The sequence below is a fragment of the Kribbella jejuensis genome (assembly GCF_006715085.1).
In the GTDB taxonomy this organism is placed as follows: Bacteria; Actinomycetota; Actinomycetes; order Propionibacteriales; family Kribbellaceae; genus Kribbella; species Kribbella jejuensis.
The window spans coordinates 2330631-2346859 of sequence record NZ_VFMM01000001.1 but is presented as its reverse complement, the minus strand read 5'-3'; the positions used below and the strand labels follow the sequence as shown (position 1 = coordinate 2346859).

Annotated in this window: 15 protein-coding genes; all 15 read left to right on the top strand. The window is 68.0% G+C overall.

What is annotated here, in order from left to right:
* Positions 1-21 precede the first annotated feature (21 nt).
* The 15 genes from FB475_RS11490 to FB475_RS11420 all read left to right on the top strand — a co-directional run bounded on the left by FB475_RS11490 (position 22) and on the right by FB475_RS11420 (position 16224).
* Positions 22-720, top strand: coding sequence for a demethylmenaquinone methyltransferase (locus FB475_RS11490; protein WP_141855172.1), 699 nt, complete (start codon positions 22-24; stop codon positions 718-720).
* Between the two features lie 154 nt (positions 721-874).
* The gene (locus FB475_RS11485; protein ID WP_141855170.1) at positions 875-2188 is read left to right on the top strand and encodes a geranylgeranyl reductase family protein; all 1314 of its coding nucleotides are present in this window, start codon (positions 875-877) and stop codon (positions 2186-2188) included.
* 96 nt (positions 2189-2284) lie between these two features.
* Positions 2285-2644, top strand: coding sequence for an NADH-quinone oxidoreductase subunit A (locus FB475_RS11480; protein ID WP_141855168.1), 360 nt, complete (start codon positions 2285-2287; stop codon positions 2642-2644).
* 1 nt (position 2645) lies between these two features.
* On the top strand, positions 2646-3200 hold the full coding sequence (locus FB475_RS11475) for a NuoB/complex I 20 kDa subunit family protein (RefSeq protein WP_131286677.1): 555 nt from the start codon (positions 2646-2648) through the stop codon (positions 3198-3200).
* Positions 3197-3904 carry an NADH-quinone oxidoreductase subunit C gene (locus FB475_RS11470; RefSeq protein ID WP_141855165.1) on the top strand — a complete coding sequence of 236 codons (708 nt, stop codon included), beginning with the start codon at positions 3197-3199 and terminating at the stop codon, positions 3902-3904. Before FB475_RS11475 ends, FB475_RS11470 begins: the two co-directional genes overlap by 4 nt.
* Positions 3904-5241 (top strand): NADH-quinone oxidoreductase subunit D, encoded by a 1338-nt coding sequence (locus tag FB475_RS11465; RefSeq protein WP_141855163.1) that lies wholly within the window; start codon positions 3904-3906, stop codon positions 5239-5241. The genes FB475_RS11470 and FB475_RS11465 overlap by 1 nt, the downstream gene beginning before the upstream one ends.
* On the top strand, positions 5242-6072 hold the full coding sequence (gene nuoE / locus FB475_RS11460) for an NADH-quinone oxidoreductase subunit NuoE (RefSeq protein ID WP_185759211.1): 831 nt from the start codon (positions 5242-5244) through the stop codon (positions 6070-6072).
* 2 nt (positions 6073-6074) lie between these two features.
* Positions 6075-7385 (top strand): NADH-quinone oxidoreductase subunit NuoF, encoded by a 1311-nt coding sequence (gene nuoF / locus FB475_RS11455; protein ID WP_141855161.1) that lies wholly within the window; start codon positions 6075-6077, stop codon positions 7383-7385.
* Positions 7382-9814 (top strand): NADH-quinone oxidoreductase subunit G, encoded by a 2433-nt coding sequence (locus FB475_RS11450; RefSeq protein ID WP_141855159.1) that lies wholly within the window; start codon positions 7382-7384, stop codon positions 9812-9814. Before nuoF ends, FB475_RS11450 begins: the two co-directional genes overlap by 4 nt.
* Entirely contained in the window at positions 9811-11118 is a 1308-nt protein-coding gene (nuoH, locus tag FB475_RS11445) for an NADH-quinone oxidoreductase subunit NuoH (protein ID WP_141855157.1), read from the top strand. Before FB475_RS11450 ends, nuoH begins: the two co-directional genes overlap by 4 nt.
* Positions 11111-11692, top strand: a complete 582-nt coding sequence (nuoI, locus tag FB475_RS11440) for an NADH-quinone oxidoreductase subunit NuoI (RefSeq protein WP_141855155.1) — start codon at positions 11111-11113, stop codon at positions 11690-11692. The genes nuoH and nuoI overlap by 8 nt, the downstream gene beginning before the upstream one ends.
* Positions 11689-12528 (top strand): NADH-quinone oxidoreductase subunit J, encoded by an 840-nt coding sequence (locus FB475_RS11435; protein ID WP_141855153.1) that lies wholly within the window; start codon positions 11689-11691, stop codon positions 12526-12528. Before nuoI ends, FB475_RS11435 begins: the two co-directional genes overlap by 4 nt.
* Entirely contained in the window at positions 12525-12824 is a 300-nt protein-coding gene (nuoK, locus tag FB475_RS11430) for an NADH-quinone oxidoreductase subunit NuoK (protein WP_130384807.1), read from the top strand. The genes FB475_RS11435 and nuoK overlap by 4 nt, the downstream gene beginning before the upstream one ends.
* 11 nt (positions 12825-12835) lie before the next feature.
* Complete coding sequence (nuoL, locus tag FB475_RS11425; RefSeq protein ID WP_141855151.1) at positions 12836-14704, top strand: NADH-quinone oxidoreductase subunit L; 1869 nt, start codon at positions 12836-12838, stop codon at positions 14702-14704.
* Positions 14701-16224 (top strand): NADH-quinone oxidoreductase subunit M, encoded by a 1524-nt coding sequence (locus FB475_RS11420; RefSeq protein WP_141855149.1) that lies wholly within the window; start codon positions 14701-14703, stop codon positions 16222-16224. Before nuoL ends, FB475_RS11420 begins: the two co-directional genes overlap by 4 nt.
* Positions 16225-16229: the final 5 nt, after the last annotated feature.

Genomic DNA, 16229 nt, shown 5'->3' with positions numbered 1-16229 from the left:
CTCGCGTGATGAACTAGACAGGTGACCCGCGCAGATCTCAGCAAACAACCGCACGACGTGGCGGCGATGTTCGACAACGTCGCCGAGGGGTACGACCGGACCAACGCGGTCGCGACGATGGGGCTGGAGAAGCTGTACTGGCGCCCGGAGACGTTCAAGGAGATCGCGCCGCGGAAGGGGCTGAAGATCCTCGACCTGGCGGCCGGCACCGGCGCGTCGAGCACCAAGCTGCGTGAGGCGGGCGCCGAGGTGGTGTCCTGCGACTTCTCGGTCGGCATGCTGACGGTCGGCAAGCGCCGGCACCCCGAGCTGGACCTGATCGCCGGCGACGCGCTCCGGCTGCCGTTCGCGGACAGCACGTTCGACGTGGTGACGATCTCCTGGGCGCTGCGGAACGTGAACGACGTACCGCTCGCGCTCACCGAGATGCTCCGGGTCACCCGGCCTGGCGGGCGGCTGGTCGTCCTCGAGCAGTCGCACCCGACCTGGAAGCCGTTCCGGGTGGTGTACCTGGAGTACATGATGCGCGCGGTGCCGGCGGTGGCGAAGGTGGTGTCGACGAACCCCGAGGCGTACGAGTACCTGGCCGAGTCGACCCGCGCCTGGCTGCCGCAGGAACCACTGGCCCGGGCGATCGAGGAAGCAGGCTGGACCCGGGTCCAGTGGCGCAACCTGACCGGCGGTCTGGTCGCCATCCACCGGGCCGTCAAGCCAACTTAATTACGCAACGGAAATTATGCGTAATTGGCTTGTCTGCAAGGCGGTTGGGGCGAGTTTCGTGTCCGAGTCAGGCAGTCCTAGACTGTCGAGTGAAGAGGGCTCGTGAAGTCGTTCACGAGCGCACACGCCCCCCAAGAACATCCAGGCCGGAGAGATGAGCCAGAGCGTGCCGAGCGGGCAGCAGGCGGAGACCGCCGATGTGATCGTCGTCGGTGCCGGACCCGCCGGATCGGCGGCCGCGTACCACCTGGCGAACGCCGGTCTCGACGTGCTGCTGCTGGAGAAGACCGCGTTCCCGCGGGAGAAGGTGTGCGGTGACGGGCTGACCCCGCGCGGCACCAAGCAGCTGATCAACATGGGCATCGACATCTCCGAAGAGGCCGGCTGGATCCGCAACTACGGCCTCCGGATCCAGGGCGCCGGGCACCAGTTGCAGCTGGACTGGCCGGACCTGGCCAGCCACCCGAACTACGGCCTGACCCGCAACCGGATGGACTTCGACGACATGCTCGCCCGGCAGGCCGTGAAGGCCGGAGCGCGGCTGCGTGAGCGGACCAACGTCAGCGGCCCGATCCTGGACGACCGCGGCCACATCGTCGGCGTCACCGCGAAGCCGGTGGACGACAACGGCCGGCGGGCCGGCGACGACCTCGAGTTCCGGGCGCCACTGGTGATGGCGGCCGACGGCAACTCGTCCCGGCTGAGCATCTCGATGGGCCTGCACAAGCGCGACGACCGCCCGATGGGCGTCGCCGTCCGGACGTACTTCACCAGCCCGCGGACCAACGACGACTACCTCGAGTCCTGGCTGGAGCTGTGGGCCGACGACCCGAAGCAGCCCGGCGGCACGGTGCTGCTGCCCGGGTACGGCTGGATCTTCGGGATGGGCGACGGCACCGTCAACGTCGGCCTCGGCATCCTGAACACCTCCGAGGCCTTCGGCAAGGTCGACTACGCCGACCTGCTGAAGGCCTGGCTGAAGAACACGCCGGAGGAGTGGCAGTTCCGCGACGAGTTCCAGACCATCCCGATCCGGGGCGCGGCACTGCCGATGGGCTTCAACCGGCAGCCGCACTACACCCGCGGCCTGATGCTGCTCGGCGACGCCGGCGGCATGGTCAACCCGTTCAACGGCGAGGGCATCCCGTACGCGATGGAGTCCGGGGCGTTCGCCGCCGAGGTCGCCGCCCAGGCGCTGCGCCGGCAGCCGAACCAGCGCGAGCGCGCGCTCTCGGCGTACCCGAAGGCGCTGAAGCAGGAGTACGGCGGCTACTACACGCTCGGCCGGATCTTCGTGAAGCTGATCGGAAATCCGGAGGTGATGCGGCTGTGCACCAAGTACGGTCTGCCGCGCACCACGCTGATGAAGTTCACCTTGAAGTTGCTTGCCAACCTCACCGACCCGCGGGACGGGGACGTGATGGACAAGATCATCAACGGGCTCACGAAGCTGGCTCCCGCCGCCTGAGCGGCGGGGCGAGTGAACTGCGCCACAGCGGTACTGATAACAACAGACAAGAACAAACACAGACAGACCACCGGCTGAAGGAGGGAGCACGCAGCGATGCACCCCTACACACCGATTCTTGCTCTTGGTGTGCTCGCGCTGCTCTTCGTGGCGGGCAGCATCACCGTGAGTGCGCTGGTCGGCCCGAAGCGGTACAACCGGGCCAGGCTGGACTCGTACGAGTGCGGCATCGAACCGACCCCGCAGCCGGTCGGCGGTGGCCGCTTCCCGGTGAAGTACTACATCACCGCGATGCTGTTCATCGTGTTCGACATCGAGATCATCTTCCTCTACCCGTGGGCGGTCGCCTTCGACCAGATGGCACTGTTCGGGCTGGTCGAGATGGTCATCTTCATCGTCACCGTCTTCGTCGCGTACACCTACGTGTGGCGCCGCGGCGGACTGGAGTGGGACTGACATGGGTCTTGAGGAACAGCTTCCGGCCGGCGTACTGCTGAGCACCGTCGAAGGACTGCTCGGCTACATGCGCAAGGCCTCGTTGTGGCCGGCAACCTTCGGGCTGGCCTGCTGCGCCATCGAGATGATGACCACCGGCGCCCCGCGCTACGACGCCGCGCGGTTCGGTATGGAGGTCTTCCGGGCCTCGCCGCGGCAGGCCGACCTGATGATCGTGGCCGGCCGGGTGAGCCAGAAGATGGCTCCGGTGCTGCGCCAGATCTACGACCAGATGCCCGGCCCGAAGTGGGTGCTGGCGATGGGCGTCTGCGCGTCGTCCGGCGGCATGTTCAACAACTACGCGATCGTGCAGGGCGTGGACCACGTGGTCCCGGTCGACATGTACCTGCCGGGCTGCCCGCCGCGGCCGGAGATGCTGCTGGACGCGTTCCTGAAGATCCACGACCAGATCCAGCACATGAAGCTCGGCGCGCACAAGAAGGCGCTGCAGACCGAGCAGGAGGCCGCGGCCCTGACCGCCGCGCCGACCATTGAGATGAAGGGGCTGCTCCGGTGAGTGATTCTCAGCCCGAGAACCTTCCGGCGACTTCCGCGGCCGGCGACGCTCAGACGCCGGGCGCCGAGGTGATCGACCAGCGCCAGGGCATGTTCGGTGTCCGCGGTACCGGTGACACCTCCGGCTTCGGCGGCCTGCGCCGCCAGGTCGCGCTGCCCGGCGCGACCCCGCGGCCGTACGGCTCCTGGTTCGACGCAGCGGTGGACCGGCTGGAAGGCCTGGCCGCGGAGGGCTCGATCGAGAAGGTCGTCGTCGACCGTGGCGAGCTGACCCTGCACATCAAGCGCGAGAACCTGGTCGAGGTGTGCAAGCACCTGCGCGACGACGAGGCGCTGCGGTTCGAGTTCTGCTCCGGGGTCAGCGGGGTCAACTACCCGCACGAGACCGGCCGCGAACTGCACGCCGTGTACCACTTCCTGTCGATCACGCACAACCGCCGGGTCCGGCTGGAGGTGTCGGCGCCCGACGCCGACCCGCACATCCCGTCGATCGTCTCGGTCTACCCGGCCAACGACTGGCACGAGCGCGAGACCTGGGACATGTTCGGCATCGTCTTCGACGGTCACCCGGCGCTGACCCGGGTCCTGATGCCCGACGACTGGCCGGGCCACCCGCAGCGCAAGGACTACCCGCTCGGCGGCATCGACGTCGAGTACAAGGGCGCCGTCATCCCGCCGCCCGACACGCGGAGGTCGTACAACTGATGACCACAACAGATCCGTACGCGACCACTCGGGACACCACCGAGGGCAAGGTCTTCACGGTCACCGGCCAGGACTGGGACTCGGTCGTCTCCGGTCTCGGCGAGGAGCCGGAGGAGCGCGTCGTCGTCAACATGGGCCCGCAGCACCCGTCCACGCACGGCGTACTGCGGCTGATCCTCGAGCTCGACGGTGAGAACGTGACCGAGGCCCGCTGCGGCATCGGTTACCTGCACACCGGTATCGAGAAGAACATGGAGTTCCGCTCCTGGACGCAGGGCGTCACGTTCTGCACCCGGATGGACTACCTGTCGCCGTTCTTCAACGAGGCGGCGTACTGCCTGTCGGTCGAGCGGCTGCTCGGGATCGAGGACCAGATCCCGGAGAAGGCCAACGTCATGCGGGTGCTGCTGATGGAGCTCAACCGGATCAGCAGCCACCTGGTCTGTATCGCCACCGGCGGTATGGAGATCGGTGCGCTGACCGTGATGACGATCGGCTTCCGCGAGCGCGAGAAGACCCTGGACCTGTTCGAGCTGATCACCGGCCTGCGGATGAACCACGCGTTCATCCGGCCGGGCGGTGTCGCGCAGGACCTGCCGCCGGGTGCGCTGGACAAGATCCGCGAGTACATCACCTGGATGAACCGGCACCTCAAGGAGTACGCCGAGCTCTGCAACGCCAACCCGATCTTCAAGGCGCGGCTGCAGAACGTCGGCTACCTGGATCTGGCCGGCTGCATGGCGCTCGGCATCTCCGGCCCGACGGTGCGCTCCACCGGCTACGCGCTGGACCTGCGCAAGACCCAGCCGTACTGCGGTTACGAGACGTACGACTTCGACGTACCGACCTGGGACTCCTCCGACGCCTACGGCCGCTTCCGGGTCCGGCTGCAGGAGATGCACGAGTCGCTGAAGATCGTCGAGCAGTGCGCCGACCGGCTGGAGAAGATGGACGGTCAGCCGGTGATGGTCGCCGACAAGAAGATCGGCTGGCCGAGCCAGCTGGCGGTCGGCGCCGACGGGATGGGCAACTCGCTCGACCACATCAAGCACATCATGGGCGAGTCGATGGAAGCGCTCATCCACCACTTCAAGCTGGTCACCGAGGGCTTCCGGGTCCCGGCCGGCCAGGCCTACGTGGCGATCGAGTCGCCGCGCGGCGAGATGGGTGCGCACGTCGTCTCCGACGGCGGCACCAAGCCGTTCCGGGTGCACTTCCGTGACCCGTCCTTCGCAAACCTGCAGGCGATGCCGATCATGTGCGAGGGCGGCCAGGTCGCCGACGTGATCGTCGCCGTCGCCAGCCTTGACCCGGTGATGGGTGGAGTGGACCGCTAAATGGCCGAGAACCACACGACGAGTACCGACAAGACCGTGCCGTACAGCACCGGCGACTCGGCGATCACCGAGACCACGATCGCGGAGATGCGCGAGCTCGCGGCACGGTACCCGCAGGGCCGGTCCGCGCTGCTGCCGATGCTGCACCTGGTGCAGTCGGTCGAGGGCCGGGTGACGCCGGAGGGCATCGAGGCGTGCGCCGACGTGCTCGGGCTGACCGGCGCCGAGGTGTCGGCGGTCGCCACCTTCTACACGATGTACAAGCGCCGCCCGGTCGGTGACTACCACGTCGGCGTCTGCACCAACACGCTGTGCGCGGTGATGGGCGGCGACCTGATCTTCGAGCGGCTCAAGCAGCACCTGGACGTCGGCAACGACGAGACCACCGAGGACGGCAAGATCACCCTCGAGCACCTCGAGTGCAACGCGGCCTGCGACTACGCCCCGGTGATGATGGTCAACTGGGAGTTCTTCGACGACATGACGCCGCAGTCCGCGACCCAGCTGGTCGACGACCTGCGCGCGGGCGCCGAGGTGAAGTCGCCGCGCGGCGCGACGATCTGCACCTGGCGCGAGGCCGAGCGGGTGCTCGCCGGATACCCGGACGGCCGCGCCGACGAGGGCCCGACCGGTGGCAAGGCCTCGCTGGCCGGCCTCCGGCTGGCCCGCGAGCGCAACTGGTCCGCCCCGGCCGGCAACGGCTCCGGCCACACCGGCCGCGCCGCCGAGTCGACGGTCTCCCCGGAGGCCGCGGCCGGTCCGCGACCGTCCGACCAGCCGGGCAAGGAGTCCCAGGCGGTCAACGGCGAAGACACCCGGAAGGAGGACTGACCATGACGTCTGTGCTGACCCCGGTGCTGTCCGACAACTGGGACCAGATCAACGCCTGGCAGCTGTCGTCGTACCAGCGCAACGGCGGTTACGACGCGCTCCGCAAGGCGCTCGCCATGCAGCCCGCGGAGGTCGTTGCCGCGGTCAAGGACTCGGGACTGCGCGGCCGTGGTGGCGCGGGCTTCCCGACCGGGATGAAGTGGTCGTTCATCCCGCAGGACAACCCGAAGCCGAAGTACCTGGTGGTGAACGCGGACGAGTCCGAGCCGGGCACCTGCAAGGACATCCCGCTGATGATGGCCTCGCCGCACACGCTGGTCGAGGGCGTCGTGATCGCGTCCTACGCGATCCGCGCGTCCGTCGCGTTCATCTACGTCCGCGGTGAGGTGCTGCACGTGATCCGCCGGCTGCAGCAGGCGGTCCAGGAAGCCAAGGACGCCGGCTACATCGGCACGAACATCCTCGGCAGCGGCTACGACCTGGACGTGATCGTGCACGCCGGCGCCGGCGCCTACATCTGCGGTGAGGAGACGGCGCTGCTGGACTCGCTGGAAGGTCGTCGTGGTCAACCCCGGCTGCGTCCTCCCTTCCCGGCCGTGGCCGGTCTGTACGGCTGCCCCACTGTCATCAACAACGTCGAGTCGATCGCATCCGTTCCCGTGATCATCAAGAACGGCGCCGACTGGTTCTCCTCGATGGGCACCGAGAAGTCCAAGGGCATGACGCTGTACTCGCTGTCCGGGCACGTCACCCGCCCCGGTCAGTACGAGGCGCCGATGGGCATCACGCTGCGCGAGCTGATCGACCTGGCCGGCGGTGTCCGGGCGGGCCACGAGCTGAAGTTCTGGACGCCGGGCGGGTCCTCGACGCCGCTGCTGACGGCCGAGCACCTCGACGTACCGCTGGACTACGAGGGCGTCGGGTCGGTCGGCTCGATGCTCGGCACCAAGGCGCTGCAGATCTTCGACGACACCGTCTGCGTGGTCCGTTCGGTGCTGCGCTGGACCGAGTTCTACAAGCACGAGTCCTGCGGCAAGTGCACCCCGTGCCGTGAGGGCACGTGGTGGCTGGTGCAGATCCTCGAGCGGCTGGAGAAGGGCCAGGGGTCCGCGGCGGACCTGGACACCCTGCTCGACCTGTCCGAGAACATCACCGGTCGTTCGTTCTGCGCCCTGGCCGACGGCGCGACCGCGCCGATCACCAGCTCGATCCAGCACTTCAAGGACGAGTACCTGGCGCACTTCGAGAACGGCGGCTGCCCGTTCGACCCGATGGCAAGCACTGTCTTCGCGACTGCTGGAGCTAGCGCATGACGATCCAAGCGAACCCGCCGGCCACCGGTTCGGAGGTGGAGCGCACCGACCTGGTGACCGTCACCATCGACGACATCGAGGTCAAGGTTCCGAAGAACACCCTGCTGATCCGGGCCGCGGAGCAGATCGGGGTGCAGATCCCGCGGTTCTGCGACCACCCGCTGCTCGACCCGGTCGGCGCCTGCCGGCAGTGCCTGGTCGAGATCACCGACGCCGGGAACGGCCGCGGCATGCCGAAGCCGCAGGCCTCCTGCACGATCACCGTCGCCGACGGCATGGTGGTCCGCACCCAGGTGAGCTCGCCGGTGGCGGACAAGGCGCAGCACGGGCAGATGGAGTTCCTGCTCATCAACCACCCGCTGGACTGCCCGGTCTGCGACAAGGGCGGCGAGTGCCCGCTGCAGAACCAGGCGATGAGCAACGGCGCCGGCGAGTCCCGGTTCACCGAGGTGAAGCGGACCTACCCCAAGCCGATCAACATCTCCGCCGAGGTGCTGCTGGACCGCGAGCGCTGCATCCTGTGCGCCCGCTGCACCCGGTTCTCCGAGCAGATCGCCGGTGACCCGTTCATCGCGCTGATCGAGCGCGGTGCGCTGCAGCAGGTCGGCATCTACGAGAAGGAGCCCTTCGAGAGCTACTTCTCCGGCAACACGATCCAGATCTGCCCGGTCGGCGCGCTGACCAGCGCGGCGTACCGGTTCCGCTCGCGGCCGTTCGACCTGGTCTCGGTGCCGTCGGTGGCCGAGCACGACTCGTCCGGTGCGGCGATCCGGGTCGACCACCGGCGCGGCAAGGTGATGCGCCGGCTGGCCGGCGACGACCCGCAGGTCAACGAGGAGTGGATCTCCGACAAGGACCGGTTCGCGTTCCAGTACGCCTCAACCGGTGACCGGCTGACCCACCCGCTGATCCGCGAGGACGGCGAGCTGCGGCCGGCGTCCTGGCCGGAGGCGCTGACCTTCGCGGCGCAGAAGCTGACGGCGGCCCGCGGTAACGCCGCGGTACTGACCGGCGGCCGGCTGACCCTCGAGGACGCCTACGCGTACTCGAAGTTCGCCCGGGTCGCGCTGGGCACCAACGACATCGACTTCCGGGCCCGGCCGCACTCCGCCGAGGAGGCCGACTTCCTGGCCGCCGCGGTGGCCGGCAGCGGTCTCGGTACGACGTTCACGGACCTGGAGCAGGCCGCCTCGGTGCTGTTCGCCGGGTTCGAGCCGGAAGAGGAAGCTCCGTCGGTGTTCCTGCGGGTCCGCAAGGGCGTGCGCAAACACGGCACCAAGGTGTTCACGGTCGCGGCGTACGCGTCGCGTGGGGTCGAGAAGCTCGACGGTGTCGTCGTACCGGCGTCGCCGGGCACCGAGGCCGCCGTACTGTCCGACCTCGGCAACGCCGGTGAGGCCGGGGCCGCCGCCCGGGCCGCGCTCGGTCCGGACTCGATCATCGTCGTCGGCGAGCGGCTCGCGAGCGTCCCGGGTGGGTACTCGGCCGCGCTCCGGCTGGCGCTGGACTCCGGTGCGCAGCTGGCCTGGATCCCGCGCCGTGCGGGTGACCGGGCCGCGCTCGAGGCCGGCTGTCTGCCGGGCCTGCTGCCGGGTGGCCGCCTGGTCACCGACCCGCAGGCGCGGGTCGACCTGCAGGCCGCCTGGGGTGTGGACAACCTCCCGGGCCGGCCGGGCAAGGACCTGACCGAGACCATCGCGAACGCCGGATCGCTGCAGGCGCTGGTTGTCGCGGGCGTCGAGATCGACGACCTGCCCGACCCGGCCGCGGCGCTGGCCGCGCTCGACGCGGTGCCGTTCGTGGTCAGCTTCGAGATCCGCAAGTCGCAGGTCACCGAGTACGCCGATGTCGTCTTCCCGGTGGTACCGCCGGTGGAGAAGTCCGGCACGTTCGTGAACTGGGAGGGCCGCGAGCGGCCGTTCCCGGTGGTGCTGCGGGTGCCGACCGCGATGCCGGACACCCGGGCGCTGGCCGCGCTGGCCCAGGAGATGGGGCAGTCGCTCGGCTTCAGCACTCCCGAGGGCGCCAAGCAGGAGTTCGACGAGCTCGGCCGCTGGGACGGCGACCGCGCGCAGGAGCCGACGTACCAGGCCGGTCCGGCGCTCGGCGCGTTCGACTCGACCCGGCTGGCGACCTGGCGGATGCTGATCGACGACAGCCGGGCCTGCGACGGCGAGCCGCACCTGACCGCGACCGCGCGCAAGCCGGTCGCCCGGATCTCGGTCACCACCGCGCGCCGGATCGGTGTCGTCGACGGTGACGAGCTGGCGGTGAGCACCGACGCCGGGAGCATCCGGCTGCCGGTCGTGATCACGCCGATGACCGACAACGTGGTCTGGCTGCCGACGAACTCGGCCGACTCCCACGTCCGCCGTTCACTGCACGCAGACCATGGCTCGATCGTGACGATCGCCGGAGGGAACTCATGAGCCTCCCACTCGCGGTGCCGGACGCCGGGGTTGGACACGACCCGTGGTGGGTCATCCTGATCAAGGTCCTCTTCATCTTCGTCTTCCTGGTCCTGCTGACGCTGTTCAACATCTGGTGGGAACGCCGGGTGGTGGCGCGGATGCAGCACCGGATCGGCCCGAACGTGCACGGACCGTTCGGTCTGCTGCAGTCGCTGGCCGACGGCGTGAAGCTGATGCTGAAGGAAGACCTGATGCCCAAGGGCGTCGACAAGGTCGTCTTCGTACTGGCGCCCGCGATCGTCGCGATCCCCGCGTTCCTGACCTTCGCGGTGATCCCGTTCGGGCCGACGGTGCGGATCCCCTGGACCGACACCTACACCCGGCTGCAGCTCACCGACCTGCCGGTCTCGGTGCTGTACGTGATGGCGATCGCCTCGATCGGCATCTACGGCATCGTCCTCGGCGGCTGGTCGTCGAACTCGACGTACTCGCTGCTCGGCGGTCTGCGCTCCAGCGCCCAGATGATCTCCTACGAGGTCGCGATGGGCCTGGCCCTGGTCACGGTGTTCCTGTTCGCCGGCTCGCTGTCCACCTCGGAGATCGTGGCCGCGCAGGGGCACCAGACCGTGCACTGGTTCGGGGCGTCGATCCCGCTGCCCGGGTGGTACGGGTTCCTGTTGTTCCCGTCGTTCGTGATCTACGTGATCTCGATGGTCGGCGAGACCAACCGGGCGCCGTTCGACCTCCCGGAGGCCGAGGGCGAGCTGGTCGCGGGCTTCCTGACCGAGTACTCCTCGATCAAGTACGCGATGTTCTTCCTGGCCGAGTACATCAACATGGCGACCGTCTCGGCGCTGGCCACCACGCTGTTCCTCGGCGGCTGGCGGGCACCGTGGCCGATCTCGATCTGGGACGGCGCGAACTCCGGCTACTGGCCGGTGCTGTGGTTCATGGGCAAGCTGATGTGCTTCATCTTCTTCTACATCTGGCTGCGCGGAACGCTGCCGCGACTGCGCTACGACCAGTTCATGAAGCTCGGCTGGAAGGTCCTGATCCCGGTCTCGCTGGTCTGGATCCTGCTCGTCGCCACCGTCCGCGCGGTCGGCCGGGAGACCAACTTCAGCCGGACCACGTTGCTGGTCGCGGCCGCGATCGTCCTGGTGCTCGCGGTGATCAGCATGTTCGTGCCGGCCAAGCCCAAGCCCGAACAGCCCGAGGTTGCCGACAGCAAGGACTTCGACGCGTTCGCCGGCGGCTTCCCGGTGCCACCACCGATGGCCGTCAACACTCCGAGCCAGAGCAAGGAAGGCAGCCGTGGCTAGTGTCAAGGAGTCCCTCTGGGACCCGGTAGCCGGATTCGGCGTCACCTTCCGGACGATGTTCCGGAAGGTGTTCACCGAGCAGTACCCGTTCGAGAAGAAGCCGACCGCCCCACGCTTCCACGGCCGGCACCAGCTGAACCGCTGGCCGGACGGGCTGGAGAAGTGCGTCGGCTGTGAGCTGTGCGCGTGGGCCTGCCCCGCGGACGCGATCTACGTCGAGGGTGCGTCGAACACCGAGGGCGACCGGTTCTCGCCGGGCGAGCGGTACGGCCGGGTGTACCAGATCAACTACCTGCGCTGCATCCTCTGCGGTCTGTGTATCGAGGCCTGCCCGACCCGGGCGCTCACCATGACCAACGAGTACGAGCTGGCCGACACCAGCCGCGAGTCCCTCATCTACGAGAAGAAGGACCTGCTGGCGCCGCTGCTGCCGGGCATGCAGGAGCCGCCGCACGAGATGCAGCTGGGCAAGACCGAGAAGGACTACTACCTCGGTCTGACCGGTGCGGCCGTCGTACCGCAGAGCGCGGCCAAGCACCCGGACAGCGCCGTACAGGGAGGTGGCGACCGATGATCGGCCTCGTCACCGGCCCGCAGGTCGCGTTCTGGCTGCTCGCGCCGATCATGATCCTGGCCGCGATCTGCATGGTGCTGGTCCGCAAGGCCGTGCACTCGGCGCTGCTGCTGGCCACCGTGATGATCTGCCTCGCGGTGCAGTACGCCGCGCAGGACGCGCCGTTCCTGTTCGCGGTCCAGATCATCGTCTACACCGGCGCGATCCTGATGCTGTTCCTGTTCGTGCTGATGCTGGTCGGCGTCGACGCCTCGGACTCGCTGGTCGAGACCATCCGCGGGCAGCGGCTGCTGGCCGGGGTCGCGTTCCTGGGCTTCGGCATCCTGCTGATCGCCGCGGTCGGCAACGCGATCTACGGGCACCCGACCGGCCTGGCCGACGCGCAGCCGGACGGCAACCCGAAGGGCATCGCGCAGCTGCTGTTCGGCAAGTACGTGTTCGCGTTCGAGGTCACGTCGGCGCTGCTGATCACCGCGGCGATGGGCGCGATGATGCTGGCGCACCGCGAGCGGCTGACCAAGAAGAAGACGCAGCGTGAGTTCGCCGAGGAGCGGATCCGCAAGTACGCCGAGCAGGGCATCCACCCGGGCCCGCTGCCGACGCCCGGTGTGCTCGCGCGGCACAACGCCGTCGACACGCCGGCGCTGCTGCCGGACGGGTCGATCGCACCGACCTCGGTTTCGCGTGTGCTGCAGGCACGTGGCACCGTGTTCCCCGAAGCCGAGGAGCGCGCGGACATCGAAGAGGTCCGCGAACTCGACCTCGGCGAGCCCTACCCGCGTGAGGCGGAGAGCACCGACCTGACCGGATTCCGCGACGAGGAGGAAAAGCGGTGACCACCGAGCCTTACATCGTGCTCGCGGCGATCCTGTTCAGTATCGGCGCTCTGGGCGTGCTGGTCCGCCGGAACGCCATCGTCGTCTTCATGTGCGTCGAGCTGATGCTGAACGCGACCAACCTCGCTTTCGTGAGCTTCGCCCGCCAGCACGGCAACCTCGACGGTCAGATCGCCGCCTTCTTCGTGATGGTGGTGGCCGCGGCCGAGGTCGTGATCGGGCTGGCGATCATCATGGCCATCTTCCGCACCCGTCGTTCGGCCTCGGTCGACGACGCCAACCTGCTCAAGTACTGAGGTAGCAACCGATGAGTCATGAGCTGACGTGGCTGCTGGTCGCTGTGCCGGCCCTGTCCGCGGCGATCCTGCTGCTCGGTGGCAAGGCCACCAACGCGTGGGGTCACCTGCTGGGCACGCTGGCGCCGCTGATCTCGTTCGCCTTCGGCGTCGTGCTGTTCTTCCAGATGCAAGGCAAGTCCGGTGAGGACCGGTCGGCGACGGTCCGGTTGTTCGAGTGGTTCTCGGTCGGCCACATCAAGGTCGACTTCACCCTGCTGATCGACCCGCTGTCGATCCTGTTCGTGCTGCTGATCACCGGTGTGGGTTCGCTGATCCACATCTACTCGATCGGCTACATGGAGCACGACCCGCGGCGGCGCCGGTTCTTCGGGTACCTGAACCTGTTCATCGCCTCGATGCTGCTGCTGGTGCTGGCCGCCGACTACCTGCTGGTCTTCGTCGGCTGGGAAGGCGTCGGTCTGGCGTCGTACCTGCTGATCGGCTTCTGGCAGCACAAGAACTCGGCCGCGGTCGCCGCGAAGAAGGCGTTCGTGGTGAACCGGGTCGGTGACATCGGCCTGTCCCTCGCGGTGATGAGCATGTGGGCGCTGTTCGGCTCCTCGGCCTTCTCCTCGGTGAACGCCGGTGCCGAGCACCTGTCGAAGACCTGGGCCACGCTGCTCGGCCTGATGTTGCTGCTGGCTGCCTGCGGTAAGTCCGCGCAGGTGCCGCTGCAGTCCTGGCTGCTGGACGCGATGGAAGGCCCGACCCCGGTGTCGGCGCTGATCCACGCGGCGACAATGGTCACCGCGGGCGTCTACCTGGTGGTCCGCTCGCACGCCATCTACGCGGTCACCGACGCGGCCTCGACCGCGGTAGTGATCGTCGGTACGGTCACCGCGCTCGCCGGTGCGATCATCGGTTGCGCCAAGGACGACATCAAGAAGGCGCTGGCCGGTTCGACGATGAGCCAGATCGGCTACATGATGCTCGCCGCCGGCCTCGGCCCGGTCGGGTACGTGTTCGCGATCTTCCACCTGCTCACGCACGGTTTCTTCAAGGCCAACATGTTCCTCGGTGCCGGCTCGGTGATGCACGGCATGAACGACGACGTGAACATGCGGCACTACGGCGCGCTGCGGACGTCGATGAAGATCACCTTCGTGACCTTCGGGTTCGGCTACCTGGCGATCCTCGGCATCCCGCCGTTCGCCGGCTTCTTCAGCAAGGACAAGATCATCGAGGCCGCGTTCGCGGACAACACGGTGATCGGTCTGTGCGCGCTGCTCGGCGCCGGCATCACCGCGTTCTACATGTCGCGGGTGATGCTGATGACGTTCTTCGGCACGAAGCGCTGGGCCGAGGACGTGCACCCGCACGAGTCGCCGAAGGTGATGACGTGGCCGCTGATCATCCTGGCGGCGCTGTCGCTGGGTGGCGGTGCGCTGTACTTCGCCGGCCACTGGATCGTGAACTGGCTCGAGCCGATCGTCGGCCACGAGGAGGCGCACCCGCCGCTCAACGCCACGGTGATGACGATCATCACGCTCGCGGTGGTCGCGGTGGGTATCGCGATCGCGGTGCTGCTGTACCGCCGGGACATCCCGCGCGAGGCGCCGGTCGGCTCCCCGGTCACCCGGTTCGCCCGGCGTGACCTGTACGGCGACGCGCTCAACGAGGCGCTCTTCATGCGTCCCGGGCAGTACCTGACCCGGACGCTGGTCTGGCTCGACAACCGGGGCGTCGACGGCCTGGTCAACGGCCTGGCCGCACTCTTCGGCGGACTGTCCGGCCGGCTCCGCCGGTTCCAGACGGGCTTCGTCCGTTCGTACGCACTCAGCATGGTCTTCGGCGCCGCATTCGTGGTCGTCGCCCTCCTCGCGGTGAGGTTGTCGTGAACATCGGTTGGCTGACCCTGTTACTGCTCCTGCCGTTCGTCGGGGCGATCGCGACGATGCTGGTGCCGAAGGCGAAGGCGCTGACGGCCAAGCAGGTCGCGCTCGGGTTCTCGCTCGTGACGCTGGTGCTGACCGTGATCGTCGCGATCGGGTACCACCGCAACGGCGCCGCGGACTACGCCGAGACGCACACCTGGATCAAGGCCTTCGGCGCGCACTACGCGCTCGGCCTGGACGGTCTGGGCATCGTGATGGTGGTGCTGACCGCGCTGCTGTCGCCGATCGTGATCATCGCCTCCTGGAACGACGCACAGCACGGCCGCTGGTCGGAGAAGTCCTTCTTCGCCTGGATCCTCGGTCTGGAGGCGCTGTCGATCGGCGTCTTCTCCGCGACCGACGTGTTCCTGTTCTACGTGCTGTTCGAGGCCACGCTGATCCCGATGTACTTCCTGATCGGTGGCTTCGGCGGCCCGCAGCGCTCGTACGCCGCGGTGAAGTTCCTGCTCTACTCGCTGCTCGGCGGTCTGCTGATGCTGGCCTCGGTCGTCGGCCTGTACGTCGTCTCGGCCAAGCACGGCGACCCGTCGTACCTGCTGTCCGACATGGTCAAGCTGGACATGAGCCAGAACACCGAGCGCTGGTTGTTCCTCGGCTTCTTCTTCGCGTTCGCGGTGAAGGCGCCGATGGTGCCGTTCCACACCTGGCTGCCGGACGCGGCCGGTGAGGCGACGCCCGGTACCTCGGTACTGCTGGTCGGCATCCTGGACAAGATCGGTACCTTCGGGATGATCCGGTTCTGCCTGGGCCTGTTCCCGAACGCGTCCCAGTGGGCCACCCCGGTGGTGCTCGTCCTGGCACTGATCTCGGTGCTGTACGGCGCGCTGCTGGCGATCGGCCAGACCGACATCAAGCGGCTGATCGCGTACACCTCGATCTCGCACTTCGGCTTCATCGTGATGGGCATCTTCGCGCTGACGTCGCAGGGCCTGACCGGGTCGACGCTGTACATGTTCAACCACGGTCTGTCCACCGCGGCCCTGTTCCTGGTCGCCGGGTACCTCATCTCCCGGCGCGGGTCCGCGCGGATCGCCGACTACGGCGGGGTGGAGAAGGTCGCACCGGTGCTGGCCGGCACCTTCCTGTTCGCCGGCCTGTCCAGCCTGGCGCTGCCCGGTCTGTCGCCGTTCATCTCCGAGTTCATGGTGCTGGCCGGGACGTTCAGCCGGCACAAGGTGATCGCGGTGATCGCGGTGCTCGGCATCGTGCTGGCCGCGCTGTACATCCTGCTGATGTACCAACGCACGATGACCGGCCCGGTCCGCGACGGGATCGAGAAGCTGAAGGACCTGAACCCGCGTGAAGTGCTGGCGATCGCACCGCTCGTGATCCTGATCATCTTCCTCGGCATCTTCCCGAAGCCGATCGTCGACATCATCAAGCCCGCGGTCGACTCGACCATGCAGCGGGTGGGCGTGACCGACAAGGCACCGCAGATCCCCGTGACGGAGGGACAGAAGTGACCGCG